This window comes from Idiomarina aquatica (genome assembly GCF_004362895.1).
GTDB lineage: Bacteria > Pseudomonadota > Gammaproteobacteria > Enterobacterales > Alteromonadaceae > Idiomarina.
Genome location: NZ_SNXI01000014.1, coordinates 54,959 through 80,254 on the forward strand (window position 1 = coordinate 54,959; position 25,296 = coordinate 80,254).

Below are 25,296 nucleotides of genomic sequence, written 5' to 3' on the forward strand. Positions count from 1 at the left end.
ATTTTAATTCTTGCTTAGCTTTCGGTCATTGCGACCGCTTGCTCTACATCAACAGCGACGAGTCGTGATACGCCGGCTTCCTGCATTGTCACACCTGCCAGGTGCGACGCCATTTCCATAGCCACTTTGTTGTGACTTATATAAATAAACTGTACTGATTCTGACATTTCACTGACCAAACGGCAAAAACGAGCAACGTTGGCATCATCCAGCGGCGCGTCCACCTCATCCAGCAGGCAGAAAGGTGCCGGATTAAGTCTAAAAATAGCAAAAACTAATGATAAAGCGGTTAACGCCTTTTCACCACCACTTAGCAGGTGAATGGTACTATTTTTCTTGCCCGGAGGCTGCGCCATTATGGCAACTCCGGTCTCCAATAAATCGTCATCCGTCAATTCAAGTCGCGCACTGCCCCCGCCAAACACCTTGGGGAACAACGTTTGCAGATCCGCATTTACCGCATCAAACGTCTGCCGGAATCGTTGTCGGGTCTCTTTATCGATTTTTCGAATCGCGGCTTCTAAGGTCTCCAGCGCCGAGGATAAATCATCAAACTGCTGGTCTAGGTAGTCTTTTCGTTCTTTTTGCGTTTCAGCTTCTTCAATAGCCGCCAGGTTAATAGCGCCCAGCCGTTTGACTTTGTTTTGCACGTCGTCCAGTTGTTGCTGCCAACGGCTTTCCCGGGCATCTTCAGGTAAGGTCTGCAATAACTCTTTTAAGTTACTGTTATTGTCTGCTAACGCCTGCACCACCGATTGCGTGCGTTCCTGCAGTTTTGCCAGTTCTATTTCAGTGCTTTGCATCTGTTGCTGCAATTGCGCTACTTTTTCACGCAGGCTCGCACTCCCCTGACTTAGCTCGTGCAACTCGTTTTCTAACTGCGCTAAATGGTCGCGCGACTCAGTCAGCACTTCTTCCTGTTGCTGCCGCTGTTCCAGCAACAGCTGTAATTGTTCTCGTTGCTCGGCTTGCTGCTCGCTCGATTCCAGGTCTTCGGCTAATTGTTCTAGCTCCTGCAGCAGCGCCTCGTAGCGCTCATTATGCCGTTGATGCAACTTTTGTTGTTGCTGTTGCTGCTGAGTTAGGTGTTGTTGTTGCAGCATGAGTTGCTGTTTTTTACTCTGTAACTGCTGTTGCTGTTGTTGCTGATCGCGAAGCCGCTGCTGCAAATCCTGCAATTGTTGCTGGTCCGTCTCGGGTAACTCGTCAAGTTGCTGCTGCGTTTGTGCCAGCGTTTGTTGCACATCGTCTAGCTGTGCAATTAATTGTTGCTGCTGTTGTTGTAATTGCTCGCGTTGCTGCAAAGCTTGCTGTTGGCGCTGCTGATCAAGCTGATATTGCTGTCGCGCGTACCGCAGCTGTTGCTCGTTAGTTGCTTTTTGGGTCGCTAACGCATGCAATGCCTGTTGTTCTGTTTGTTGTTGCCTTTGCAGCTGCTGTAACTCACTTTTGCTTTGCTCAACCTCGCTGCTAATTTCACTCAACGCCTGCTGGCTTTGCTCGATTTGCTGCTGCAGATTGTCGACTTCAGCTTGCATTACCAACACGCTGTCTTCATCACTAACCGTTTCGCAATCTGCCGACCAACGACTAAACCAATGGCCTTGCTCTGTTAAGGCGATGAGTATATCGGGTTGTTGTGCAAAGGCGCTGTCAGCCTCAGCTTTGTCAGCCACTAACGCGCAATAATTCAGCCACGGCCATTGCTTGAGAGCGCCGGTTACCACCGACGATGCGCGCGGGCATTGACCGCTTGCCGTATCGCTATCGTCTGGCCATGCGACGCTGACACCTTCAGGCACGGCTTCCTTCGGTGCGGTGTTCAACCAGTATCCACTCAGCCAGGGCCCGGCGACACGCTCGATGGCTGCCTGCCACGGCGCCTCGACCTGTAACATTTCACGCAGCGGCTTGGCGCCGTGACGCTCGAGCCATTGTTGCGCATTGCTAGTTAATTGAGGCTGTTGCCGTTGCAGAATTTGCAGCAACGCAGCACGGCGCGCATCTAGCTGGTTTTGCTGACGCTCTGTCGCAGTATATTGTTGCTGCTGTTCGGCTAACTGACGCTGCTGCTTGTCGTGTGTCGCATTGGTTTGCTGCAACGCTTGCTCGGCAGCCAAATAGTCCTGCTGTACCTGCTCGAGTTGTTGTTGCGCCTGCTCGCATTCCTGTTCAGCTAGTTGCAACGATTCACTTAACGCATCGATAGACAGGCTTTGTAACTGCTCTTGCGTATGTTCCAGCTGCTGTTGCAATCGCTGTTGCTGTAACTGATGTTGCTGAACTTGTTGTTGCAACTGTCGTTGCTGGTGCAGCGCGTCATTTTGTTGATGCTGTAATCGGTCGTATTGCTGCTGGGTTTCATCTAATTGTTCGTCCACTACCAGCAACTGCTCTTCTACCTGCTCAGTTGCCGGCAGCAACTGCTCAATTTGCACTTCGATGTGTTGTAATTCTGACTGATCTTCGCCGGCTTGTTGTTGCAACTGCTGCAGTTCACCCTGCAGTTGCCCGCGGCGTTGCTGTTGTTGTTGATAAAGTTGTTGCTGGTGTTGGAGTTGCTGTTCTAACCGCGTAATTTGATTAGACACAGTAAAAAGTTGTTGCTGCTGGTCATCGACCGTCTGTTTTAACTCCTCAGCCCGCTCGCGGCGTTCAATGACGCCACGTTCATCGCCCGTCTGTTCGGTTTGCCAGCGTTCAAGCTCGGTTTGTTGTTGCGTTAATTGTTGCTGTAATTGTTGACGCTGTTGTTCCAGCTGAAGCCAGCGAATGGCATACAGCTCGCCTTTGAGTTGCCGTTCTTTGGTTTTAAGCTCTTTATAGCGCGTGGCAGCGGCGGCCTGCCGTTGCAGCTTTTCCAGCTGCTGGCCTAATTCCTCGCGTACATCGCTGATACGCTCCAGATTTTCGCGGGTGTGTCCGATACGGTTTTCTGTTTCGCGGCGGCGTTCCTTGTATTTAGAAATACCTGCTGCCTCTTCGATAAATACGCGCAGCTCTTGCGGCTTCGACTCGATTAACCGCGAGATCATGCCCTGCTCTATAATGGCGTAGCTACGCGGACCCAGGCCGGTTCCCAGAAATAAGTCGGTGATGTCGCGACGACGGCATTTGCTGCTATTTAAGAAGTAATTGGACTGGCCATCCCGGGTAACCTGGCGCTTGACAGAAATTTCTTTAAATGCGGCAAACTCACCCTGAATACGACCGCTGGTGTTATCAAAAACAAGCTCGACACTGGCCTGTGACACAGGTTTACGCGACGACGAACCGTTAAAAATAACGTCAGTCATGGCATCGCCACGCAAATTCTTTGCCGAGCTTTCGCCCAGCACCCAACGCACGGCATCAATAACGTTTGATTTGCCACAGCCATTCGGCCCGACAACACACGTCATTTGATCCGGAAAAGGCACTTTTGTTGGGTCGACAAAGGATTTAAAGCCGACCAGCTTTATATGTTTTAGCCGCATTTATGTCGTTATATCGTTTTTTGTAACAATTTCAAGGATGCATCCACTGCCGCCTCGGGCTACCATCTTAGCATTAAAGATACTGATATACGCTAGTCAAAAAAGGGTGATGTTAGCATGCGTAGTGCAATTTACAGCGACAACGGCCTGGCCTATCTTGCAAGAGGCCTAAAGCTTATTCAAACCAAAGGCTTAAAACGCTTTGTACTGATACCAATTGCGATTAACTTTCTATTGTTCGGTGGCGCGGTTTACTGGCTTACGGTAACCACCCAAGCCTGGACTGACAAGGTTATAGGTTGGTTACCCAGTTACTTTCAATGGGTTGAATATCTTATCTACCCGTTGCTGGTTATTTTTATCCTCGCAATGTTCTATTTTTTGTTTACCTCGGTCACTAATCTTATAGCCGCGCCATTTAACGGCTTGTTGTCGGAAAAAGTCGAACGCTACGAAAGCGGTCAAACCGTCAGCGATGAAGGCATTGCCGGGCTCATCAAAGATATTCCCCGCACTCTGGGGCGTGAGTTGCAAAAAATGTGGTACTTCCTGCCACGCGCAATCGGATTCTTCTTGTTGTCTTTAGTACTACCGGTTATCGGTCAGGTTATTTGGTTTTTCTGGATTAGCTGGATGATGGCCATCCAGTACCTGGACTACCCGTTTGATAATCATAAATTACCATTTGACCGCATGCGCTTTGAACTGCGGGCGCAAAAGGGTAAATCACTAGGCTTTGGGTTCGGTATTATTGTATTAACCATGATTCCACTAGTGAATTTAATCGTGATGCCATTGGCTGTCGCAGGCGCAACGGCTATGTGGGTCGATCACTACCGCGATAAGGCGCTTCAGTAAGACGGCGGGGTACGTCTTACCCCGCTAGAAAATTATATCGCTGTTTTTAAACTGGATTAAATTCGCTTTAATTCACTTAAGGACAGCGTTATGACATCAATCCCCAATGCTACACCCCATGCCACACTGGTTTACCTATACCACCCTGATACCGGCGTTCTGCTGATGAGTCAGGCATTACAACAACTCTATGAACTGCCTAATGAGCAACGGTTATCGCCCCCTAAACGCTGGTTTAACTGTCACCCGCCGGAAGCACAGCGACAATTGCAACACGCCTTTGCTGCGCTCTGCTTTGCGAATGACGATAACCGTATGACACTGGCGCTAAAACTGCGTTCGACCAGCTGTTCCGGTCAACACCATGACGTTGAACATCGCCTCTGTATGGTAATCATTAACGAACAACGTTTTATTTGCGGTCAGGTGAGTCCGATTTGGAACCCGCACTGTCATCGTCCAGCAAGTTATCCGCAATCCGCTTGCTGGTCTGCACGCCCATTTCGCGAAACTTTTCGATCCGGCTAACCAGGTTGCCACGGCCGCTGGTTAGCTTTTTCATGGCTTCTTGATAGCGATTATCGAGGGTTTGTAAACTACCGCCTATTTTTTCCAGGTCTTCGATAAAACCAACGAACTTGTCGTATAATTTTCCCGCTTCAATCGCTATTTTCTCGGCATTGCGGTTTTGATACTCGTACTGCCAAATATTGTGCACGGTGCGCAAAGCCACCAATAAGTTGGTTGGGCTGACCAACATAATTTGTTCATCCAGCGCCAGTTTTATAAGCTCGGGCTCACGATCAACCGCTAGTAAAAACGCCGGTTCGACCGGCACGAACATCAATACGTAGTCCAGTGTCCGCAGCCCTTCCAACTGTTGATAATTCTTTTTACCGAGTTGCTTGATATGCTGCTTCAGCGACTGTACATGATCATTCAACAAGCGTTCGCGCTCGCTGTCATCATCACTGTTAAAATAACGCTCGTAAGCCGCCAGGCTAACCTTCGAGTCAATAACCACGTCTTTTTGGTTCGGCAAGTGCACGATGACGTCCGGTTTAAAACTGCGGCCATCTTCGTCGCGGTGATGGCTTTGGGTTTTATACTCATGCCCCTCGCGTAACCCGGATTGCTCTAGAATGCGTTCCAGCACCAATTCGCCCCAATTACCTTGTTGCTTGGTGTCTCCCTTCAGCGCTTTTGTCAACGCTTCGGCCTCGTGCGCCATTTGACGGTTAAGTTCGCGCAGACTCATCACCTCTGACTTTAATGCACTGCGTTCTTTGGCCTCGTCCGTGTATTGCTGGGTTACCTGCCGCTTAAAAGACTCCAATTGCTCTTTAAATGGTGCCAGCGTGGCGCTCAGAGTTTGTTGATTTTGTTGCTGAAAGCCCTGTGATTTCTGCTCAAAAATCTTATTAGCCAGATTCTCGAATTGTTGCGTCAAGCGCTCCTCAGACGCTTGTAATAAGCGCAGTTTGTCATCGGCATTGCGACGCTCCTGCATCGCCGTTGCACGCAACGTCTGTAGCTGCGACTCAGCGTACTGTGCCCGCTCACGTAATTCGTCTGTGCGTTGTTGCTGTTCAGTCAGTTGCTGTTGCAATTGCTGGTTTTGTTTGCGCGCATTCACTAACAGGGTCAATGCGACAGCTGCTAGCAGCAGCACAAAAAATAAGGGTATTGCCCACAGGACAATACCCTCTTGTGTCAGCATTTCTGCCACCGTTTACGCTCCTGCTTTGTCATGCATATCGGCAATTTTAACTTTCCAGATAGCAGGACCCTCGGTATGCGCGTTAGTGCCATCACTATCGACCGCTACGGTCACCGGCATATCTTCTACTTCAAACTCGTAGATTGCTTCCATGCCAAGATCTTCAAACGCAACGACTTTAGCTTGTTTGATCGCTTTAGCAACTAAATACGCAGCACCGCCGACCGCCATCAAATACACCGCTTTGTGTTGGCGAATACTTTCAACCGCTTGCGGACCGCGCTCGGCCTTACCAATCATGCCAATGATGCCGGCTTGCTCTAACATCATATCGGTAAATTTATCCATTCGCGTCGAGGTGGTAGGACCGGCCGGGCCCACAACTTCGTCGCCGACCGGATCAACCGGACCAACGTAGTAGATAAAGCGATTATTAAAGTCGACCGGCAGCGATTCGCCATTTTCGATCATACCCTGAATACGCTTATGCGCGGCATCACGGCCGGTTAGCAATTTACCGGACAACAATACCGTCTCACCCATTTTCCAATCCTGGATGTCTTCTTTAGTGACTTCATCCAGGTTCACTCTGCGCGCGTCATCACCGAGTTCGAAGGTGACGTCAGGCCAGTCTTCCAGTTTCGGCGGGGTTAAGTCTGCCACACCCGAGCCATCCAGCGTGAAGTGAACATGCCGGGTTGCTGCACAGTTGGGTATCAGGGTAACGGGTTTCGACGCAGCGTGAGTTGGCAGCGATTTGATTTTTACATCGAGCACCGTAGTCAAGCCACCCAAGCCCTGCGCACCAATACCTAAATCGTTAACCCGGTTAAATATTTCCAGGCGTAGCTCTTCTTCAGCTGTTTGCGGGCCGCGCTCGATCAATTCGTGAATATCGACCGGATCCATCAGTGATTCTTTTGCCAGCACCGCAGACTTTTCTGCTGTACCACCAATACCGATCCCCAGCATTCCCGGCGGGCACCAGCCTGCGCCCATTTTGGGCAGAGTTTCGACAACCCAGTCAGCGATAGAGTCACTGGGGTTGAGCATGACCATTTTTGATTTGTTTTCTGAGCCGCCGCCTTTTGCAGCAATCATAACCTCAACGGTATCGCCGGCAACCATGTCCAGGTGCACAACAGCCGGCGTATTATCACCCGTGTTTTTACGTGCGCCGGCAGGATCTGCAACAATCGACGCTCGCAGCGGATTATCCGGGTTGGTATAGGCACGGCGAGTGCCCTCGTCCACCATTTGCTGCACGGTGAGGTCAGTTTTATCCCACTGCACGCCCATGCCGACTTTTACAAAACAGGTGACGATACCGGTGTCCTGACAAATCGGACGGTGACCCTGCGCTGACATACGCGAATTCGTCAGCACCTGAGCAATCGCATTTTTAGCCGCTTCACTCTGCTCACGTTGATACGCCTCATCCAGTGCCTGAATAAAATCCAACGGATGATAATAAGAAATATATTGCAGCGCGTCCGCGATGCTCTCGATAAAGTCGCTTTGACGAATAGTAGCCATCCAACAACACCTCATGGTTAGGGCTTGTAGCCGTAAAATCAGAATAACATCGCGCATAATAGCGTTTTAAGCGCACGCTGACCAGTCGCTGAAGCGCTGTGATATAATCGCCGCATCCGTCAGTGCAGAGAGAGACTGAACGCCAGTGACTAACGTGTTAAACCAGCGTACAGAAAACCTGAGTTGGAACGCCTTTGACCACATTTTACCGGCCGCTAACGCTGAACTTGATGTTTGGCTGGCCGATGTCATGGCCAGACATCAACACAAGGACTACAGCCTGTGGCTAGACTCGGCTGCCGACGAACACGTTAACAGCCGTTTTCATATTTTACTAAAGCAGCCACGCTGTTTTTTGCAGGCAACGGATTGCGGTGCCGAATTGCAAGTTTGCGATCCTGAGTTAGCGCAACAAGGCCTTGCATCCAGGCTGGCATCGGAGCCTTCGTTTTTAGCTGCAGCAAAACACCTTAACCAGCTTATGCAGCAACGTTTTAATGTAACCCCACATGCTGAAATACCTTTTAATGGTGGTATGGCTGGCTATTTGAGCTACGACTTGGGGCGCCAAATCGAGCATTTGCCGGCAACAAATGAAACCGAGTACCAGACAGCTATCGCAGGACTTGGTTTTTATAGCGAGGCGTTGGTCGTGGATAAACGCCATCACCGACTTTGGATCTTAGCACCGGATAACAGCCATCAGCAGGTGCTCGACTCATGGCTGGACGCGCCTTTGCCCGCGCATAAACCATTTTCGTTGAGTTCCGGCTGGCAAAGTAATATGGACCGCAGCGGTTATGAACAACGTTTTAATCGTGTCCATGACTACCTGTTAGCCGGCGACTGTTACCAAATAAATTTGGCACAACGCTTTAAAGCACGTTATTGCGGCGACGAATACCAGGCCTATTTGCGTTTGCGGCAACAAAATGGCGCGCCATTCTCAGCGTTTATGCGCTTACCCGGCAGCAGTATTTTAAGCGTATCACCGGAACGTTTTTTGTCGGTTGACCGACAAGCACGGGTAGAGACCAAGCCGATAAAAGGAACACGCCCGCGTTTTAGTAATGCGGATGCTGATCAACGCTCGCGCGACGCACTGCAAAACGCTGAAAAGGACCGTGCCGAAAACCTCATGATCGTAGACTTACTGCGTAACGACCTGTCGCGAAGTTGTCTGCCGGGAACTATCGACGTCCCGCATCTGTTCGCCATTGAAAGTTTTCCGGCGGTACACCACTTGGTATCAACGATACAGGCACAGCTGGATCCGCAAAAATCGGTATTCGATTTGTATCAGGGCGCCTTCCCCGGCGGTTCGATAACGGGCGCGCCTAAAGTGCGGGCGATGCAAATTATCGAAGAGCTCGAGCCCAACCGCCGCAATATCTATTGTGGCTCGATGCTTTACTTGTCGCTTTGTGGTAGCAGTGACAGCAGTATCACCATTCGCACCTTGTTGGCCGAAAACAATGACTTGTATTGCTGGGCCGGCGGCGGTCTGGTGGTTGATTCTGACAGCGATGCCGAATACCAGGAAACACTGGATAAAGTCGCGCGTATTTTGCCCATACTGGAGTCATCATGAGTATCAAAAACCGCGCCGACTTTATCCGTCGTTTTAATCTGCACCCTCACGCACCGGTGACGCGTCGGGTCGATGAGCCATTACGCAAGCGTCTGCGCCCCGCGGCCGTGCTGATACCGCTGATTGAACGTCCGCACGGATTATCGCTTATTTTGACACAACGCTCGGCAAAGCTGCGCCAGCATGCCGGTCAAATTAGTTTCCCCGGTGGTCGCTATGAACATCATGACCGCAATTTACTGACTACGGCACTACGCGAAACCGAAGAGGAAATCGGTTTACCGAGACAACAAGTCGAAGTCATTGGTCGCTTGCAGGATTATCCGGTGCTGAGTAATTTTATGATCCGCCCCTATGTTGGCTTTGTCCAACCGCAACAAGCGTTAGTGGCTGAAGCTGGTGAGGTGGCAGAAATTTTTGAAGTTCCACTGGCAGATATCCTCGATCTGAACAATCATTACGCCTACCGTATTAAAAAATTTATTTACGACCGTGTTTATTTTATCCCCTGGCAGCACCGCAATATTTGGGGCGCCACTGCGGGTATTTTGCGTGAGCTTGCTGAACAGTTACAACCCGAGGCTCGCCACAAAGTCCGACCACTCAATTAGTTGCGGCCGGTATAAGATAGGCGAATTAATTATGTCGAAATGCTTGCCAACCCCCTGGCTCTGCATGCGACAATAAGTTGTAAATACATTTAAGTGAAACAGGTTAATCACTAATGATCAGTGTTTTTGACATTTATAAAATTGGTATTGGTCCTTCAAGCTCTCACACCGTAGGGCCTATGCGCGCTGCCTACGACTTTTTAAATGCAGCTAAGGACGCAGGACACCTACAAAACGCCGATGCGGTCGAAGTCGAGCTATTTGGTTCGCTTGGCCAAACGGGTAAAGGCCATGGTACCGGCAAAGCCGTTATTCTGGGACTGGCCGGTGAACTGCCGGAAACTGTTGATACTGATAATGTCGATAACTTTCTGGCTGAAACTAACGATACGCAAACACTTAATTTGCTGGGCGAGAAGCAAGTCAAGTTCCCGCGCGAGGGCGCTATTGTGTTCCATCGCCGTAAAACCATGCCCAAGCATGCGAATGCAATGGAACTGCGTTTACTAAAAGACGGAGAAGTTCTCTACAAAGATTTATACTACTCAATTGGTGGCGGCTTTATCGTTCGCGATGAGGACTTTGACGAAACTCTGGAAGAAGCCATTGAGCAGTCCAGTAAGCCTATCCCCTACCCGTTTGACACGGCGGCACAATTACTCGAGCACTGCGAAGAAAATAGCATGCGCATCAGCTCGTTAATGATGGCGAATGAAAAAGTTTTTCGCAGCGAAGAGGATATTCGCGCAGGTCTGATGAAGATCTGGAAAACCATGCAGCAAAGTATTGAGAACGGCATCAGTACCGAGGGCATTCTGCCGGGTGGTTTGAAAGTGCGGCGCCGCGCTTCGGCGTTATATCAGCGCCTGAAAAAAGAAAAAACCACCGAACCGATGCAGTTTATGGACTGGGTCGATTTATTTGCCCTGGCTGTAAATGAAGAAAACGCCGCCGGCGGGCGCATCGTTACCGCGCCAACCAACGGCGCCGCAGGTATTATCCCGGCGGTTATGAGTTATGCCGATAAGTTTATCGAAAAACTCGACGAAGATGCCGTGGTGCGGTTCCTGCTCACTTCCGCAGCCATTGGTATCCTGTATAAAAAGAACGCGTCAATCTCAGGTGCAGAAGTGGGTTGTCAGGGTGAAGTTGGCGTAGCTTGTTCAATGGCAGCCGCCGCCTTGGCTGAATTCACCGGAGGTTCACCCAGAACTGTTGAGAACGCGGCTGAAATTGGTATGGAACATAACCTGGGGCTGACCTGCGATCCGGTCGGTGGATTGGTTCAGGTTCCCTGCATTGAACGTAACGCGATGGGCGCCATTAAAGCCATCAACGCTGCACGTTTAGCTATGCGTGGTGATGGTAACCACAAGGTATCGCTGGATAAAGTGATAAAAACCATGTGGGATACCGGTAATGATATGAAGACCAAGTATAAAGAGACCGCGCGCGGCGGTTTAGCGGTCAATATTATCGAATGCTAGTTAACACATTGCCGGCACTATAGTGTCGGCAATTCTTGCTTAGCAAACAGTTGTTCGATTTCCTCGTGAGTCTTTAACCGCATCGCTTCCTCAACCTTAGGCTTGGTTAGGTGCGGGGCAAAGTTTTCTATAAAGTCGTACATGTAGGTACGCAAAAAGGTGCCGCGACGAAAACCGATTTTGGTGGTGCTGGGCTCAAATAAATGGTGAGCCGGAATAGCGACAAGGTCGCGATCTTCATCAGCGTTGTAAGCCATCGAGGCAACTACCCCGATACCTATCCCCATACGCACATAGGTTTTTATCACGTCCGCATCGGTTGCAGTAAACACGATACGTGGTTCTTTACCCGCTGATGCGAATGCCCGGTCTAACTCAGAACGTCCGGTAAAACCATGCACATAAGTAACCAACGGGTAATCTGCAATATCTTTAATCGATAACTGGCTAATTTGCGCTAACGGATGATCCTTGGTGACAATAATCGAGCGATTCCAGTGGTAACAAGGCAACATAATCAAATCTTGGTACAAATGCAGGGCTTCAGTTGCAATAGCAAAGTCTGCACGCCCTTTAGCTGCTGCCTCACTTATTTGTTGCGGTGATCCTTGATGCATATGCAACGATACTTTGGGATACTGCTTAATGAAGCGCTGAATCACCGACGGTAACGCGTAACGCGCCTGAGTGTGCGTGGTGGCAATATTCAGCTTGCCACAGTCCGGTTGGTTATGTTCCGCAGCTACCGCTTTAATGGCATTAACTTGTTCCAGTACCTGCTGTGCAATATCAATAACTTCGCGCCCTGCCGGCGTAATATGTGTAAGGTGCTTACCGGTGCGCCCAAAAATTTGAACGCCCAGCTCATCCTCCAGCATGCGTACTTGTTTGCTGATGCCCGGCTGCGAGGTAAACAAGCTTTCGGCAGTCGAAGACACATTTAGATTGTGATTCATCACTTCGACAATGTATCTTAATTGCTGTAACTTCATAGTCATCAACCTGTTTATGCAAGCATTCAAAAATGGGTATTATAAAAAAATAATATAGTAAATTGATTATTTATGCCAAACACTAAATTACCTGAATCCTGCTCTGATCGCGGTATCGACTTTTCGACGGTGCTCGCAAGTACCGTGCATGACATGAAAAATTCGCTCGCTTTAGTTCTGCAGCAACTGGAATCCGTCATCGACCGAACTCAGGACACAACGCTGGGTAACGACATCGCTCACGTACATTACGAAGCTCAACGTATTAATGCCAACCTGGTGCAGTTACTGCAATTATACCGTCATCAGCAAAATGGTCAGGCGCTGAATATTGAACACCAATACCTGGATGAAATTATCGAAGAAGTGGTGATGAACAATGAACTATACCTGGAGCAACGCGGCATCGAATTGACGCAACAAGGTATTGAGGAATGCACCGCATTTTGCGATCGCGACCTGACAGTTAACTTGTTAAACGACATAGTCATTAATGCCATGCGCTATACCGCCGATAAACTGGTTATTACGGCGCAGCAATCTAAAACCGGCGGGGTTACTCTGAGCATCAATGATAATGGTCCCGGTTATCCGCAAGAAATGCTCGATGCCGTGCCGACACTGGGCGCAACTCAACCCAATGAAGACTCGCGTACCGGGCTGGGTTTATACTTTGCACAACAAATTGCAGAAGCACATGAACGCAATGGCAAAAAGGGTTATATTGAATTGCAAAATGGCGGACAGCTGGGCGGTAGTGTGTTTAAATTGGTATTGCCCTAACAAAAACTGATAATAATACGGGTCTAACAACCGGAAATCGCATGTTATACACCATTATAATTTCGCTGATTATTTTGCTGGCCATATTAGCGGTCATGATTGGCGCTGTGCAGCAGCATAAGCAAAAACAGGACATCGCCCGACGCCAAAAATTGGCAAAATTTCGGGCTGCGCTGGAGCAAGTCGAGGATTTGCTCAACATGGCCAGTTACTTCCCCATCGGCAAGTCGATGTTAGCCGTACTCAACTCTCGTGCCCGTGAGTTATTAGCGGGAATGGATGAAGTCAGCCCCAGCGACGATTACAAAGCACGCATAAAAGATTATGACCAACGCCTGCAGCAGATGGATCGTAACGACACCTCGCTGATCACAGAGGAATTTGAATTACCGCACAACGATAAACAAATTATCGCCATGATCAACGCACTCAAGCGGCTTCGCAGTGCACTGCGTTCAGAACATGCGCGCGGTAAAGTTGACAGCCATGTTTACACCACAGAAGATGCTCGTTTACAAAAGCTGCAACTAAAAATTAGCGTTGAGACGTTAATTCGACGCGGCCAAAATGCCTATCAAGGTCATATGTTAGGATCAGCGCGTCAGTACTACGAAAAAGCCCAACGCACGCTCGAAGATCAGAGCTACAGCGATGACTACATCGAATCACGTTCGGCAACGATTAGCCAGGCACTCGAACAAATCACCAGCGAACTGCGCGATGTCAACACGCGAGACGCGGCAAATCGCAAGCAGGACGAACTGGAAGAATTGTTCCAACCGAAGAAAAAGTGGTAAACCATGACCGATTGGAAAGACCAATTAAGCCAATTAGTTTATTCGACAGACAGCGGCAAAGTGGATGCTGAACCGGAGCCTGAAGTAATTCCCGAAGGCGATGATATTGTCCGCATTCAACGCCAGACTAAAGGCCGTAAAGGCAAAGGCGTAACCATTATCACCGGTATCGGCGCTCCCGAAACAGAATTGAAAGCAATAGCGAAAAAATTAAAACAACACTGTGGTGTTGGTGGCGCCGTTAAGGATTACACCATCGAGTTACAAGGTGACCAGCGACAAGCTGCAAAGCAATGGCTGGAAAAACAACAATACCGGGTTAAGCTGGCGGGCGGCTGAGATCGTAGTCGACAAATAAAATACGTCCCTGTTCACGCCACTCTACTTTATCTGCAAAGTTCTTAACCAGTTCCAGGCCCCGACCAAAGAGTTGTTCATTAGTGGCAACGGACTCGCCTGTGCGGTCTACCGGAAAGGGGCATTCGCCGTTTGAGCTAATAGCAAAACTTATCCGCTCCTCGACCGGTGTGTAATGAATATCAATTTGAATGGCGAAGTCCTGGTTTTGCCGCAAGCGCTGCTGACGCTCTACATAATAACGTTCAAATCCCAGCACCTCCTTCATATCTGAATCCAGCTGCAGTACGTTATGATCTAAAATATTGTTAAAGCACTCTGCAAATAATAAATACAACGTTGTTTTATGGCTTTTCAACGCCTCTAGCTTGCCTAAAGAGTCAACCAGCTGCTGCATAGGATCAAGCTTCTCTACTTCACGCTTGCCTATAGTCACTGACAGTGTAAATGGCAGGTGGTTGTGTTCGGTTGATTGTTTACTATCGACGGGTGCGTTGCGCTTACAGTCAAGCACTACTAACGATAGATCATCATGTATTTGTTGATTCGCATCCATCATTTGCTTGAGCTGCTGACACACATTTTCAAAAGCCTGCTCAGGATCGCATTGCCACGCTCGCGACACCATTTGGGTAAAACCCGCTTCACCCAACATGGCCTTATCCGCTAATTGCATTTCTACCACGCCATCAGTGAAGGCGATAACACTGTGATCTTGACTAACAAATAAGTGTTCGACCTGATTATCAAAATCCTCAGTCGATAGAATACCCAGCGCCATATGGCGAGACGGAATGTGGTGCTGAACCTCGCCTGACGAATTGATTACCAGGGCGTCAGGTATACCGCCGTTCCAACACGTTAAGCGCTCGCCGCCCGGCGACAACTCAATAATAAGTGCAGCGCAAAACATGTCATCAGGTAACAAATTTAATAGCCGCTGATTAAATTCAGCCGCCATATCGCTTACCGATAAACCGCGTGACGCCATCCCAAAAAATGCTTGTGAAAGAGGCAAGGTACCGGTGGCGGGAGCCAACCCATGACCAGTGAAGTCGCCGAGAAACAGGTAATAGTTACCAAAAGGCCCCTCTTTGCCCAAACACAAGTCACCGTTAAAGGTGCTGACCGAGCGCAAATAGCTTTTTATATAAGGCTTATTAAGTTCATTTTCTCGCAGGGCATTGTGCAACATGTGCTGCACCACGCTTTGCTCACGCTCCATACGATTAGAATGCCAGTTCAATGTTTTATTTTTTTGCGCCAGCGAATAACTTAACTCTCTAACGCGACCATGGGCACTGATTTTTGCCTGCAGTACCACCGGCTCAAACGGCACGCTCAGGAAGTCATCGCCACCCACCTGCAGACACCGTAGCAAGGTATCTTTAGCATCCAGGGCGGTAATAAAAATAATAGGCAGGTGTACGTTGCCACTCAGTTCTTTTAGACGGGGAGCCGTCTCAAAGCCATTTAGCACCGGCATCATCACATCCAACAGCACGATTTGCGGTTGCACGCTGTTAAACACTTCCAGGGCACGTTGCCCATTGTCGACACAAACCACGCTATGCCCCATGCCTGTCAGCAAACCCTCGAGCATGATTTGGTTGGCTTTTTGGTCGTCTACAACCAGAATTTTCATTAATTGATAGTAAACATTTTATCGAAACGAGAGATATCCAAAATACGCTTAACATCCGGGCGCGCATTGATAAGCTGAATGCCTTTTACACTGCTACCCAACGACTTACGCATATTAATCAGCATACCCAAAGCAGAGCTGTCCAAGTACTCGGTTTCGCGCAGATCGATAATGACCAGCGGCTGGGTATCGCCAACATGGCTGTACGCTTGACGAAACTCCTGCACTAAACTGAAATCAAACTTGCCCTTAATCGCAATAACCAGCTGTTTTTGATCGGCCGAAAACTCCCGCGTAACCCCCATATAAACCTCTTTTTTGATTGTTATTAAGCTAGGATATATTTTTTTGATTGTGTTTGTCTGCTAAATCCCATAATCTTTTTGCATCACTAATCAAAGCCTAACCTACTATGTCCGTAGCGCTAGACCAACTAAGAATTTTGTTGGTAGAACCCTCTGATGTACAACGCAAAGTCATTTCTCAGCATTTAAACCAAGCTGGTTTAGATCAAACCCGCGGCGCTGCAACATTAGCTGAGGCCAAACAGTTGATCCAGAGTTGGCAACCCGACATCGTTACCAGTGCCATGTATTTTGCTGACGGCACTGCTCACGAACTTATTGAGCATATTCATGCGCAGCAATTACAGGACACGATACATTTTATGCTGGTATCCAGTGAGCATCGTGCTGACCAACTGGAACAATTCAAACAGTCGGGTATAGTCGCCATTCTACCCAAGCCTTTTACCCCTGAACAACTACAACGAGCAATAAAAGCTACTGTCGATCTGCTTGACCCGGAGCACCTGGAGTTAGATCTCTACGATATTGAGGACTTACGGGTACTGATAGTTGATGACAGCACCACCTCGCGTCACGTCTTGCGACGGGTACTGGAAAACATGGGGGTTGAACATTGTGTTGAGGCTGAAAATGGCCAGCAGGCTATTGATATTTTGGCCGACCAACAATTTGATTTAATCGTCACCGACTTTAACATGCCGGAGATTAACGGTAGTGAGTTAGCGCAGTATGTTAGAAACAACACCGCTCACGCCCACACCCCACTGCTGATGGTAACCGCACGAGCCAACGAGCCACAACTGGCCAACGTTAAGCAAAGCGGCGTCGACGCCCTCACCGATAAGCCGTTCGAACCGGAAATTCTGCGCGGTATTCTAAGTAAGCTACTGAGCCAATAAAAAAGGGCCGGTGGGCCCCTCGGCAATTAGGCTGGGGCTTTTGAACCCCGCTTGAGAAAGACGCCCGCGAGTACATCCCTGTAGGGCTTGACTGGCGCCATCCATGGCGCCAGACACTTTCTCAAACGGGGCATTCAAAATCCCTTATCGCCTAATTACCGAGGAGCTCACCGGCCCATTTTTAAGTATTACTTCTGTTGATATTTTTCGTATAGCTCAGTATGACGGCTTTCCAGTTCGACCGCACGACCATTGATAAACAAGTGCGTTAGGTCTTGTCCGATTGGATCAAGCAAGTCACCTTTTGACACGCTCAACGACGCGCTTTTACCCACTTCCAGTGAGCCCAGCTGATCGTCAAGACCCATAAACTCAGCGGGCTTCAACGTGATTGCTTTGACCGCTTCGTCAACATCCAAACCAAATGCAACAGACTGACCAGCGGCAAACGGCAGGTTGCGTACATCCCAGTAGCCCGGGTACGAAATGGCAAAGTTTACGCCGGCTTCAGCAAGCTGTGCCGGTGTTGAGAAGGCCTGATCGTAACCTTCGTCATCACGGGCGGGTAAACCAAATGGTGAACCGAACACAACCGGCGTCTGTGTTTTAACCAGTCGTTCGGTTAAACGCCAGGCGTCAGCTGCGCCCATCAGCACCAGGTCAAAACCATATTCCTGTGCAACATCCAGCGCCTGCTCCATTTGACGCTTATCCTGCGCATGCACAAACAGCTTCTTAGAGCCATCGTACAAACCAAGCATAGCTTCCCAACGCTGATCTACGGCAATGTCAGGGTTCGCTTGTTTTGCGTCATAATAAGCTTTTGCATCGGCTAATACGTCTTTAAGACGCTTAAGCGCTTTAGCATTAGCTTCGCGCTGTTCTGCCGGGGTGCGGCTTTCCCACCAGGTATCAACTACATAGGTGCGTGGCCAGCTAATGTGAACACCGATTTCGCCGGCAACCAGACTGTCCTGGTAATTCCAGCCATCTAACTGCATCAGCGATGACTGGCCATTAACCAGCGATCCTTCCGGTACCACCTGAGCATGGGTAATGCCATGGTAGCGCACCGTTGGGATAATTTCGGAGTCGGCATTAAACGCGATATGACCGGCGACTTCCGGGGTTACACCTCCGACTTCACGAGAGTCACGGGTTGCGCGCACCGCGCCAATTTCATTCAGACCGATGGTTGTATCCATGGCAATAACGCCCGGGTACACGTGCTGACCAGAAATATCGACCACTTTAGCGCCTTCGGGAATTGCTACGTCACTGCCAATAGCGGTTATTTTTCCGTCAGCGAATACTAAGTCGGTATCGGTTAATGTACCCTGAGTAACGGTATGTAACGTGCCGCCTTGCAGTACAATCGGTTGCTGCTGTTTTTCGCCTGGCACCTGGTCATGCGCCTGACTTGCCGTCGAGGCGACTGCCAATGTTCCGATCACCGCCGCGGCTAGGGTTTGAGTTAAAGCTTTCATTAGTGTTTACCTCCGTGGCTGTGAGTACCTGCCAGAAAATGGTCTAACCAAACATCGTGATCAGTATCGCAGTGCCAGGTCGGTTGTTCTTCTTTGTACACGTCCTCGGCGCCGATATAAGCTTTATCGCCTTCGGCAAGAACTTTCTGAATCAGGGCATTTTTTTCTGCCTGTACGCGCTGTTGACGTTGCTTATCCAATTCACGGTCAAAGAATTTACGGCCGTTAATCCATGTCTGCTGTGCCTGCGCATAAGCACTTAACGGGTAGTTATTCCACAACACAAAATCTGCGTGTTTGCCTTCTTCCACGCTACCGACATACTGGTCAACTTTAAGCTGTTTAGCCGGGTTAATGGTGATCATCTTCATCGCTTCATGCGGTTCCATATCACAGTATCTGACCGATTTAGCCGCTTCGGTGTTTAAGCGACGCTGCAGGTCGTTACTGTCCGAGTTAATGCTGGTCAGTACGCCACGGTCATGCATTAAGCAAGCGTTATGCGGAATTGCATCGTAAACTTCAAACTTGTAAGCCCACCAGTCAGCAAAGGTTGAGCCTGAGGCACCGTGCTCTGCCATTTCGTCAGCCACTTTGTAGCCTTCCAAAATGTGCGTGAAGGTATCCAGCGTAAAGCCAAAGTCTTCGGCGACTTCCATCAACATTAAAATCTCCGACGCAACATACGAGTGCGCATGCACAAAGCGGTCGCTATTTAAGATTTCAATGAGCGTATCCAGACGATAGTCCGGACGCGGCGGTGCCGTACGTTGTTTTTCGGAGCGGCTCAAACGGTCATAAGCACGCTTTTGTTGCTGATATTCAAGTGCAGCCTGGAAGCCGTCACGCATGATGGTTTCTACACCCATACGTGTTTGCGGGTAACGGATAGTCATGTCGTCACCCCAGTTGCTCTGCTTAACGTTTTCGCCAAGTGCAAATTTAATGCTGGCAGGTGCTGCATCAAATTTCATTAAATCGGCATTAGCGCCCCAGCGTAGTTTAATCACTTGCGCCTGACCACCGATTGGGTTTGCCGAGCCATGCAGCAACTGCGCCATGGTGGTACCACCGGCTAACGAACGATAAATATGAATATCATCCGGATTGACTACATCACCGATTCTAACTTCTGATGTAATAGCCTCAGAGCCTTCGTTAACGCCCCGATCGATGGCAATGTGCGAATGCTCATCTATGATCCCCGGCGTTAGGTGCATCCCCGACCCATCTATTACGGTGGCGCCGCGAGGTGCTGAAAGATCATCTCCGATATCGGCAAACTCACCGTTGCGCACCAACACATCGGTATCTTCTAGAATACCTTCGTCGGTCGCAGTCCATACCGTTACGTTACGGATAAGAACATCCTGGCGTTCCGGCAAACCGTCAACGCCATAGGCAACGTTAGGGAAGGTCAGATCGCCAACATAAGCCACTTGCTGATCGCTTTCCTGAACTTCGTCAGCACTGCCGGCACTATAAGACGCGATCATATCCTGCGCACTGCCGTCAGGTGCTTTAGCCGTTAGGGTAAACTCATTTTGGGCGCTGGGTACTAATTTAAAACGCCAGGTTCCCGCAGGCGTCGCCTGTGGCAGGTCAGCAACAAATGCCATGGCATCATCGCTGGCATTAACATGACGCAGCTTAATAGTGTCCTCGCCCCAGCTCAGCTCACCGGATGCGGTTGGCTTAGCAGTGATATCCAGCGTTACTGCGGTACCCTGCCAGTCCAGGCTGTACTGCCCCGCAAAATCAACCTCGTGACGAGGTAACAGTTCCACTTCATCACCCTGCATCCAGACAGACTGGATTACACCATCGTCGAACAGGTCTCCTTTAACCATGACAAAATCGGCCATGTAGCCGCTGGCTAACTTACCAGCTTTGTCGCTAACCCCGGCAATTTCAGCCGGAATCGTGGTTAATGCGGCCAATGCCTCGTCCTTGCTCAAACCATGTTTTACCGCTTTACGCAGGTTCGCCCAAAACTCATCGGCTTTATCCAAACCATGCATGGTTAAAGCAAAATCGACATCAGCACTGGCTAACATTGCAGGGTTAGCAGGTGCTCGCTCCCAGTGGCGCAGTTTTGCTAAATCAACATCCAGGTGTGCATCAACGCCCGAAACATCCGGAGCAGCCGGGAAGTTAAGCGGCAAAATTACGCGGCTACCCGCTTCTTTTACATCATTAAGACGAGCATATTCATAGCCTGAGCCAACGTAAACCGTGGGCACGTTAAATTGGTCAAAAACCGCATCCGCGCGCAGCAACGACTTGTCATCTTCAACTTTAAAAATAATGCCCGTCGACTCAACATTCGCCAGCGATTTTAGCGCCGCATTAAACTCTACCGGGCCGTTATCGGCTTGCTTGCCGTAGGCCTGCTCATACCAGTTAGCATCCGACAATGTCTGTCTAACCAAGGCAATACTGCCCATCAATGAACTCGGATACTGTTGTTGAGATGAGCCTTTGTCAAATGACCCGAAGTGGCGCGTTTCGGCATTATAGATGACATCATTGGCAATCTTATCTGCCAAGGATACGGTTACACCGCGACCCTGAAATATGCCATCAAGACGCGCTGACTGAACACTGGTAAAGCCTGCATCGATAAAGTTTTTGCCGGCGTCTGAATCGGTTTTAAAAGCGCTGTACCAATTCTTATCGGCATGAATGGCATCATTTGCGGCATTACCACCCTCGCGTTCGTTGTTATAAATTGGGCTGTCAGGGCGTTCAGTTTTTTCCGCAGCGGGAACTCCGTAATTTGCGTAGGCGTCAATAAAGCCAGGGTAAACGGTGTAGCCCGTAGCATCGATTATACGAGCGCCCTCCGGGGCACGATTATTTTGTTGTACCGAAATAACTTTGCCATCGTCGATAACCAACGTTGCGTTAGTCACCTGCTTGCCTGGCTCTGTAATAATTGTGGCATTCTGAATAGCGATCAGACCTGGTGTGTTATCGCGCATACCATTAGTACGCGAAGTCTGATCAGCTATTGCGGCTGACGTAAACGCTGTCGTTAACGCTAACGCCAAAGCACTTAACTGATGCTTTGTTTTCATTATGGGTTCCCCGTTTTGGTTATTAAAAGTGTCTTAATTAACCCTAATATCCAAATTATTCGTAATGAGTTAAAGTAACAAGTGTTAACCGACAGAAAGTGTAAATTTATCGTTAAGTTTCGTTACAACATAAAAACACTACAACAGCAAAGGAAGGACGTTACGATGAAAAAACTCATAGTGTCATTGGCCAGTACCGCGATATTGTCGTTAGGTATCAGCGGCAGTGCATTAGCAGATAAGCACGCATTTAACGATGCTGAGTCGGCGGTTGATTACCGCCAGAGTGCGTTTTCTATCATGCGCGCAAACTTTGTCGCGATGGCTGAGATGGTCAAAGGTGATGTTGATTACGATGCCAGCATCTTTGAGCAACGCGCTGAGGACTTCGCTCGCTTAAGCCAAATACCCTGGGCAGGTTTTACTACTGAAGGCGCGATGCCTGGCGACAATACTGATGCCTTGCCGGAGATTTGGGACAACTGGGATGACTTCAAAAAACGTTCTGAAGATTTGATAGCCGACGCAAAAAGCCTTGCTGAAGCATCGACCAGTGGCTCGCTGGAAACTATCAAGCCAGCGTTTATGGCAGCTGCCAAAAATTGCAAAGGCTGCCACGATAACTATAAAGATTAAGTCAGCAGTAGATATAAGATAAACCAAACTGCGACAGTTAACAGCATTGCCTGCCAACCAGGCTTCAAGTCAGGTTGTTGGGCCTTACTGTTTCGATACCCACTAATCATCGCCCCGAGTAGCGGCACGCCAAACCAGCGATACAAAATAACCGCTGCAACATGGATACCAATCAAGGCAAGTACCACATCAAACTGGGTTTTGTGCCAATCGGTCGCCAAATCAACCCAATCAGAGCTGGCATATTGACTCAACGGCCCCGAAAACAAAATACCATCGCTACTGAATAAACCGGTCAGGATCTGCAACACTAAAATTAATAGCAACGCCAACACGGCCCAGCCACCGGCTGCACTATGGGTATCGGAGTTACGATAGCGGCGTGTAAACAAGGCATGCAAATGAGCCGGTATTTTTGCCGGCGAACGCACAAAGTAAACAAACCGTGTATTTTTACTACCGAAAAAGCCCCAGCCAATACGCACAATTAACAAAGCTGCAAGTGCTATAGCAAAGTTTAGATGCAGCGACATTTCGCCATTATCGCCACTCCACCACAACGCCCCGACTAAGCCCACCATGACCCAGTGATATAACCGAATAAAGCTATCCCACACCTTAATCCGTGGTGCCTGCGTGCTCATTGTTGGCCTCCTCTCTAGGCAAATTCGCGTTACAATGCTAGGGTAAAGCTATTGACGCGAAAACGGTAGTACCATGAGTGATAATAATCAATTAACCGTGCTGGTCGCAGACGATGACATGATCAGCCTGGAAGTGTTTAAGGCCATGCTCAGCCAGCACCAAGTCGAAGTAATAACCGCTGAAAGCGGCGAGCAGGCACTAGCGGCGTTGCAGCACAAGCCCGATCTAATTTTTCTTGATTTTGAAATGCCGGATATGTCCGGCGCCGACGTGTGTCGACAATTACGCCAACAGCCGGCATTCGCCACTACGCCGGTGATTGCAGTCACCAGCCACCAAAGTGCCAGTGAAATGGACGAATGCCGCAGTGCCGGCATGAACGCAACATTGCACAAACCTGTCGCGCCCGACGCATTAGCGGAGTTACTTAATCAATACAGCGGCTAGTCTGGCTGCTGACGAAAACGCTGATCATCGGCCAGTTGCACCATTCCCTCGCTTTCGTCCAGAAACTGCTCGGCATACTGGCCAAAATAGCGTTTAACCTCTTCAAACTGCTCGATAAAACGCTGTTTATCGCCTTGTTGTAATTCCTTCAGCGCCTCACTAAAGCGCTCTAAGTAGCGCGCAATAGTCGGGAATTGCTGGTGGTTAGCCATAATAATATCAGCGTACAGCTCCGCATTCTGTGCAAATAACCGCCCTACCATCATTAACTCCATTCGGTAGATGGGTGAGCTGACCTGCAATAACGCCTCGATATCTGCATTTTCCTCGGCCATGTGTAGACCATAACTAAAGGTACTTAAATGCCGCATCGCCTGCACCCAACCCATTGCTGTATCGTGGTCTTCGGCCGGCAATGTCTCAATATGTGCGCCCCAGTTAACGAATTGCTCGATAATCCACTGACATTGCGCATCGTCACGACCCGGCGTTACCACCACCAACTGTTTAGCCAAGTTATGCACGGATGGACCAAACATAGGATGTAAGCCCACCACCGGCCCCTGATGTTGCTCCAGCATAGCCTGCAATGGTGCCGACTTAACACTGGTTACGTCTGCCAACACACAGTCATCAGCCAGTTTCGGTAGCGCATTAATTGCCGCTACGGTTTGGTTAACCGGTACCGAAACAATCACCGCCTGAGCCTTTTGCGCAAGCTCCGCCGTAAAGCTGTCGTGTTTATCAATCACCTCGACACAATAGCCCGTGTTAGCAAATAACTTGCCCATTAACTGTCCCAAACGACCCGCCCCGCCAACGATAACAACGGGACGTTCCAGGGTTTTGGAAGTCGATGTTGCCTGCATCGTTTGAGTACGATAAGACTCACGGATGATACGGCGTAGCACGTCTTCGATTAAATCAGCCGAAAGCCCTTTAGCCTCGGCATAATCGCGACGTCCCTGAATCAACGCCTGCTCGCGCGATGGCACGTAGAGTGGCTGCTTAAGTTCTCGCTTTACAGCACCGACCTGAGCCGTAATAGCCGCCCGCTGTGCAATAAGATCGACCAATTGCGTGTCGACGCTATCAATGGCATCACGCAATGCACGTAGTTGCTGTTCAGGGTTTTGCTGAGATTGGTTCGGGGTATTTTCATCTGCCATGGTTTACTGCTCACTGACCATTTTATTAATTAAACGACTCACATTTGCCGTGCCAACGTATGATAGGCTTTTTTGACATCTTGCATTTTTTTAAGGCTACCGCCTTTATCCGGATGATGACGATGGATCAGTCGACGATATTGGCGCTTAAGCGTCTGCTGACACAAAGGCGGCGCGACATCCATTAACTCACAGGCAGACTCGAAATCCATAGTATCCTGGCCACCACGACGACCCGCCGACATGTTGTCCCAAAAGTCATTCAGTAACGCCTCAACACCCGCTTCATCTGTACCTGTTAGCTGGGTCAGATCCAGATAGTAATCAGCAAGGGGGTCGTGCTGTTGCAATCCAGACTCACCTGCCTGCCAGGGCAATGTTTGAATCCGCAGCGTATTAATTTCTAAATCCGCTTTAGCTGCCGCCAACCAGTCACACCGTATGCGATACAGGCAGTGAAAAATCAAAAAGTGGGTCTGAAACAACGATAAAGGTTGCCGCAAAGCATCAGCCTCAAACAGTTCATACGGCGGAGCCTGCAAAACCTCAATAAGCTCATGCTCCGTCCACACCGACCTCTCAGTCAATAACTGCTCCAGCGCAACCCGCAAAATCTCAATATCTTCATCCATCGCGCCAGCTTAGCATCAACAAAAGCCCCGCGCTAGCGTGGGCTGGGGTTCAGCTCGAGTGTGGGGGGGTGGGGAGCGCGGAAAGTGATTGAACAGCTCCTTATTCAAGGGTGTCTGGCGCCAGGGATGGCGCCAGACAA

Annotated in this window: 22 protein-coding genes; 11 read left to right on the plus strand and 11 right to left on the minus strand. The window is 49.3% G+C overall.

Annotated elements, in window-relative coordinates:
• Positions 1 to 14: 14 nt before the first annotated feature.
• Positions 15 to 3,476 carry a chromosome segregation protein SMC gene (gene smc, locus DEU29_RS10185; RefSeq protein WP_133540251.1) on the minus strand — a complete coding sequence of 1,154 codons (3,462 nt, stop codon included), beginning with the start codon at positions 3,474 to 3,476 and terminating at the stop codon, positions 15 to 17.
• 117 nt (positions 3,477 to 3,593) lie between these two features.
• Between smc and cysZ the strand changes: the two genes are divergently transcribed.
• Both cysZ and DEU29_RS10195 read left to right on the plus strand, forming a co-directional pair.
• On the plus strand, positions 3,594 to 4,334 hold the full coding sequence (gene cysZ, locus DEU29_RS10190) for a sulfate transporter CysZ (RefSeq protein WP_133540252.1): 741 nt from the start codon (positions 3,594 to 3,596) through the stop codon (positions 4,332 to 4,334).
• A 90-nt stretch (positions 4,335 to 4,424) separates the two neighbouring features.
• The gene (locus DEU29_RS10195; RefSeq protein WP_133540253.1) at positions 4,425 to 4,862 is read left to right on the plus strand and encodes a hypothetical protein; all 438 of its coding nucleotides are present in this window, start codon (positions 4,425 to 4,427) and stop codon (positions 4,860 to 4,862) included.
• Here the strand turns inward: DEU29_RS10195 and rmuC are convergent.
• Both rmuC and DEU29_RS10205 read right to left on the minus strand, forming a co-directional pair.
• Positions 4,747 to 6,054 carry a DNA recombination protein RmuC gene (gene rmuC, locus DEU29_RS10200; RefSeq protein ID WP_133540272.1) on the minus strand — a complete coding sequence of 436 codons (1,308 nt, stop codon included), beginning with the start codon at positions 6,052 to 6,054 and terminating at the stop codon, positions 4,747 to 4,749. The genes DEU29_RS10195 and rmuC overlap by 116 nt on opposite strands.
• Before the next feature lie 12 nt (positions 6,055 to 6,066).
• Positions 6,067 to 7,590: a fumarate hydratase gene (locus DEU29_RS10205; RefSeq protein ID WP_133540254.1), complete on the minus strand. Its 1,524-nt coding sequence runs from the start codon at positions 7,588 to 7,590 to the stop codon at positions 6,067 to 6,069.
• Positions 7,591 to 7,735: 145 nt separating this feature from the next.
• Here DEU29_RS10205 and pabB point away from each other — a divergent pair, with 145 nt between their 5' ends.
• From pabB to DEU29_RS10220, 3 genes are all read left to right on the plus strand, one after another.
• Positions 7,736 to 9,181 (plus strand): aminodeoxychorismate synthase component I, encoded by a 1,446-nt coding sequence (pabB, locus tag DEU29_RS10210; RefSeq protein ID WP_243734559.1) that lies wholly within the window; start codon positions 7,736 to 7,738, stop codon positions 9,179 to 9,181.
• Positions 9,178 to 9,792, plus strand: a complete 615-nt coding sequence (locus DEU29_RS10215; protein ID WP_133540255.1) for a CoA pyrophosphatase — start codon at positions 9,178 to 9,180, stop codon at positions 9,790 to 9,792. Before pabB ends, DEU29_RS10215 begins: the two co-directional genes overlap by 4 nt.
• Before the next feature lie 113 nt (positions 9,793 to 9,905).
• Positions 9,906 to 11,279, plus strand: coding sequence for an L-serine ammonia-lyase (locus DEU29_RS10220; RefSeq protein ID WP_133540256.1), 1,374 nt, complete (start codon positions 9,906 to 9,908; stop codon positions 11,277 to 11,279).
• Between the two features lie 17 nt (positions 11,280 to 11,296).
• Here the strand turns inward: DEU29_RS10220 and cysB are convergent, their stop codons facing one another.
• On the minus strand, positions 11,297 to 12,271 hold the full coding sequence (cysB, locus tag DEU29_RS10225; RefSeq protein WP_133540257.1) for an HTH-type transcriptional regulator CysB: 975 nt from the start codon (positions 12,269 to 12,271) through the stop codon (positions 11,297 to 11,299).
• A gap of 72 nt (positions 12,272 to 12,343) precedes the next feature.
• Here cysB and DEU29_RS10230 point away from each other — a divergent pair, with 72 nt between their 5' ends.
• Genes DEU29_RS10230 through yciH form a run of 3 tightly spaced genes read left to right on the plus strand, consistent with a single transcriptional unit; the run spans position 12,344 to position 14,190 of the window.
• Positions 12,344 to 13,054 (plus strand): sensor histidine kinase, encoded by a 711-nt coding sequence (locus DEU29_RS10230; protein ID WP_133540258.1) that lies wholly within the window; start codon positions 12,344 to 12,346, stop codon positions 13,052 to 13,054.
• A gap of 41 nt (positions 13,055 to 13,095) precedes the next feature.
• Positions 13,096 to 13,851 carry a hypothetical protein gene (locus DEU29_RS10235; RefSeq protein ID WP_133540259.1) on the plus strand — a complete coding sequence of 252 codons (756 nt, stop codon included), beginning with the start codon at positions 13,096 to 13,098 and terminating at the stop codon, positions 13,849 to 13,851.
• Between the two features lie 3 nt (positions 13,852 to 13,854).
• Complete coding sequence (gene yciH, locus DEU29_RS10240) at positions 13,855 to 14,190, plus strand: stress response translation initiation inhibitor YciH (protein ID WP_133540260.1); 336 nt, start codon at positions 13,855 to 13,857, stop codon at positions 14,188 to 14,190.
• Here the strand turns inward: yciH and DEU29_RS10245 are convergent.
• Together DEU29_RS10245 and DEU29_RS10250 are read right to left on the minus strand one after the other, a co-directional pair.
• Positions 14,171 to 15,853, minus strand: a complete 1,683-nt coding sequence (locus DEU29_RS10245; RefSeq protein WP_133540261.1) for a SpoIIE family protein phosphatase — start codon at positions 15,851 to 15,853, stop codon at positions 14,171 to 14,173. The genes yciH and DEU29_RS10245 overlap by 20 nt on opposite strands.
• A complete protein-coding gene (locus DEU29_RS10250) occupies positions 15,853 to 16,158 on the minus strand; it encodes an STAS domain-containing protein (RefSeq protein ID WP_133540262.1) in 306 nt (101 codons plus the stop codon). Before DEU29_RS10250 ends, DEU29_RS10245 begins: the two co-directional genes overlap by 1 nt.
• A gap of 107 nt (positions 16,159 to 16,265) precedes the next feature.
• Between DEU29_RS10250 and DEU29_RS10255 the strand changes: the two genes are divergently transcribed.
• Positions 16,266 to 17,060, plus strand: coding sequence for a response regulator (locus tag DEU29_RS10255; protein ID WP_133540263.1), 795 nt, complete (start codon positions 16,266 to 16,268; stop codon positions 17,058 to 17,060).
• A 188-nt stretch (positions 17,061 to 17,248) separates the two neighbouring features.
• Here DEU29_RS10255 and DEU29_RS10260 read toward each other — a convergent pair whose 3' ends face one another.
• Both DEU29_RS10260 and DEU29_RS10265 read right to left on the minus strand, forming a co-directional pair.
• A complete protein-coding gene (locus DEU29_RS10260; protein ID WP_133540264.1) occupies positions 17,249 to 18,547 on the minus strand; it encodes an amidohydrolase family protein in 1,299 nt (432 codons plus the stop codon).
• Entirely contained in the window at positions 18,547 to 21,627 is a 3,081-nt protein-coding gene (locus DEU29_RS10265; RefSeq protein ID WP_133540265.1) for an amidohydrolase family protein, read from the minus strand. The genes DEU29_RS10260 and DEU29_RS10265 overlap by 1 nt, the downstream gene beginning before the upstream one ends.
• A gap of 165 nt (positions 21,628 to 21,792) precedes the next feature.
• Between DEU29_RS10265 and DEU29_RS10270 the strand changes: the two genes are divergently transcribed.
• On the plus strand, positions 21,793 to 22,263 hold the full coding sequence (locus DEU29_RS10270) for a c-type cytochrome (protein ID WP_133540266.1): 471 nt from the start codon (positions 21,793 to 21,795) through the stop codon (positions 22,261 to 22,263).
• On the opposite strand, the gene DEU29_RS10275 is transcribed toward DEU29_RS10270, so the two are convergent.
• Positions 22,260 to 22,907: a cytochrome b/b6 domain-containing protein gene (locus tag DEU29_RS10275; RefSeq protein ID WP_133540267.1), complete on the minus strand. Its 648-nt coding sequence runs from the start codon at positions 22,905 to 22,907 to the stop codon at positions 22,260 to 22,262. The two genes, DEU29_RS10270 and DEU29_RS10275, sit on opposite strands and share 4 nt — an antisense overlap.
• 73 nt (positions 22,908 to 22,980) lie before the next feature.
• Between DEU29_RS10275 and DEU29_RS10280 the strand changes: the two genes are divergently transcribed.
• The gene (locus DEU29_RS10280; RefSeq protein ID WP_133540268.1) at positions 22,981 to 23,355 is read left to right on the plus strand and encodes a response regulator; all 375 of its coding nucleotides are present in this window, start codon (positions 22,981 to 22,983) and stop codon (positions 23,353 to 23,355) included.
• On the opposite strand, the gene tyrA is transcribed toward DEU29_RS10280, so the two are convergent.
• Both tyrA and DEU29_RS10290 read right to left on the minus strand, forming a co-directional pair.
• Positions 23,352 to 24,524: a bifunctional chorismate mutase/prephenate dehydrogenase gene (gene tyrA, locus DEU29_RS10285; RefSeq protein ID WP_133540269.1), complete on the minus strand. Its 1,173-nt coding sequence runs from the start codon at positions 24,522 to 24,524 to the stop codon at positions 23,352 to 23,354. The two genes, DEU29_RS10280 and tyrA, sit on opposite strands and share 4 nt — an antisense overlap.
• A gap of 38 nt (positions 24,525 to 24,562) precedes the next feature.
• On the minus strand, positions 24,563 to 25,156 hold the full coding sequence (locus DEU29_RS10290) for a DNA-J related domain-containing protein (protein ID WP_133540270.1): 594 nt from the start codon (positions 25,154 to 25,156) through the stop codon (positions 24,563 to 24,565).
• Between the last annotated feature and the right edge of the window lie 140 nt (positions 25,157 to 25,296).

Bases quoted from the DNA above. Each gene is read 5' to 3' on its own strand.
- tyrA (WP_133540269.1), bottom strand. From the start codon at position 24,524: ATGGCAGATGAAAATACCCCGAACCAATCTCAGCAAAACCCTGAACAG.
- cysZ (WP_133540252.1), top strand. From the start codon at position 3,594: ATGCGTAGTGCAATTTACAGCGACAACGGCCTGGCCTATCTTGCAAGA.
- DEU29_RS10260 (WP_133540264.1), bottom strand. From the start codon at position 18,547: ATGAAAGCTTTAACTCAAACCCTAGCCGCGGCGGTGATCGGAACATTG.
- DEU29_RS10215 (WP_133540255.1), top strand. From the start codon at position 9,178: ATGAGTATCAAAAACCGCGCCGACTTTATCCGTCGTTTTAATCTGCAC.
- DEU29_RS10195 (WP_133540253.1), top strand. From the start codon at position 4,425: ATGACATCAATCCCCAATGCTACACCCCATGCCACACTGGTTTACCTA.
- DEU29_RS10230 (WP_133540258.1), top strand. From the start codon at position 12,344: ATGCCAAACACTAAATTACCTGAATCCTGCTCTGATCGCGGTATCGAC.
- DEU29_RS10265 (WP_133540265.1), bottom strand. From the start codon at position 21,627: ATGAAAACAAAGCATCAGTTAAGTGCTTTGGCGTTAGCGTTAACGACA.
- smc (WP_133540251.1), bottom strand. From the start codon at position 3,476: ATGCGGCTAAAACATATAAAGCTGGTCGGCTTTAAATCCTTTGTCGAC.
- DEU29_RS10205 (WP_133540254.1), bottom strand. From the start codon at position 7,590: ATGGCTACTATTCGTCAAAGCGACTTTATCGAGAGCATCGCGGACGCG.
- DEU29_RS10290 (WP_133540270.1), bottom strand. From the start codon at position 25,156: ATGGATGAAGATATTGAGATTTTGCGGGTTGCGCTGGAGCAGTTATTG.
- DEU29_RS10220 (WP_133540256.1), top strand. From the start codon at position 9,906: ATGATCAGTGTTTTTGACATTTATAAAATTGGTATTGGTCCTTCAAGC.
- cysB (WP_133540257.1), bottom strand. From the start codon at position 12,271: ATGAAGTTACAGCAATTAAGATACATTGTCGAAGTGATGAATCACAAT.
- DEU29_RS10245 (WP_133540261.1), bottom strand. From the start codon at position 15,853: ATGAAAATTCTGGTTGTAGACGACCAAAAAGCCAACCAAATCATGCTC.
- DEU29_RS10275 (WP_133540267.1), bottom strand. From the start codon at position 22,907: ATGAGCACGCAGGCACCACGGATTAAGGTGTGGGATAGCTTTATTCGG.
- DEU29_RS10280 (WP_133540268.1), top strand. From the start codon at position 22,981: ATGAGTGATAATAATCAATTAACCGTGCTGGTCGCAGACGATGACATG.
- rmuC (WP_133540272.1), bottom strand. From the start codon at position 6,054: ATGCTGACACAAGAGGGTATTGTCCTGTGGGCAATACCCTTATTTTTT.
- DEU29_RS10255 (WP_133540263.1), top strand. From the start codon at position 16,266: ATGTCCGTAGCGCTAGACCAACTAAGAATTTTGTTGGTAGAACCCTCT.
- yciH (WP_133540260.1), top strand. From the start codon at position 13,855: ATGACCGATTGGAAAGACCAATTAAGCCAATTAGTTTATTCGACAGAC.
- DEU29_RS10235 (WP_133540259.1), top strand. From the start codon at position 13,096: ATGTTATACACCATTATAATTTCGCTGATTATTTTGCTGGCCATATTA.
- DEU29_RS10270 (WP_133540266.1), top strand. From the start codon at position 21,793: ATGAAAAAACTCATAGTGTCATTGGCCAGTACCGCGATATTGTCGTTA.
- DEU29_RS10250 (WP_133540262.1), bottom strand. From the start codon at position 16,158: ATGGGGGTTACGCGGGAGTTTTCGGCCGATCAAAAACAGCTGGTTATT.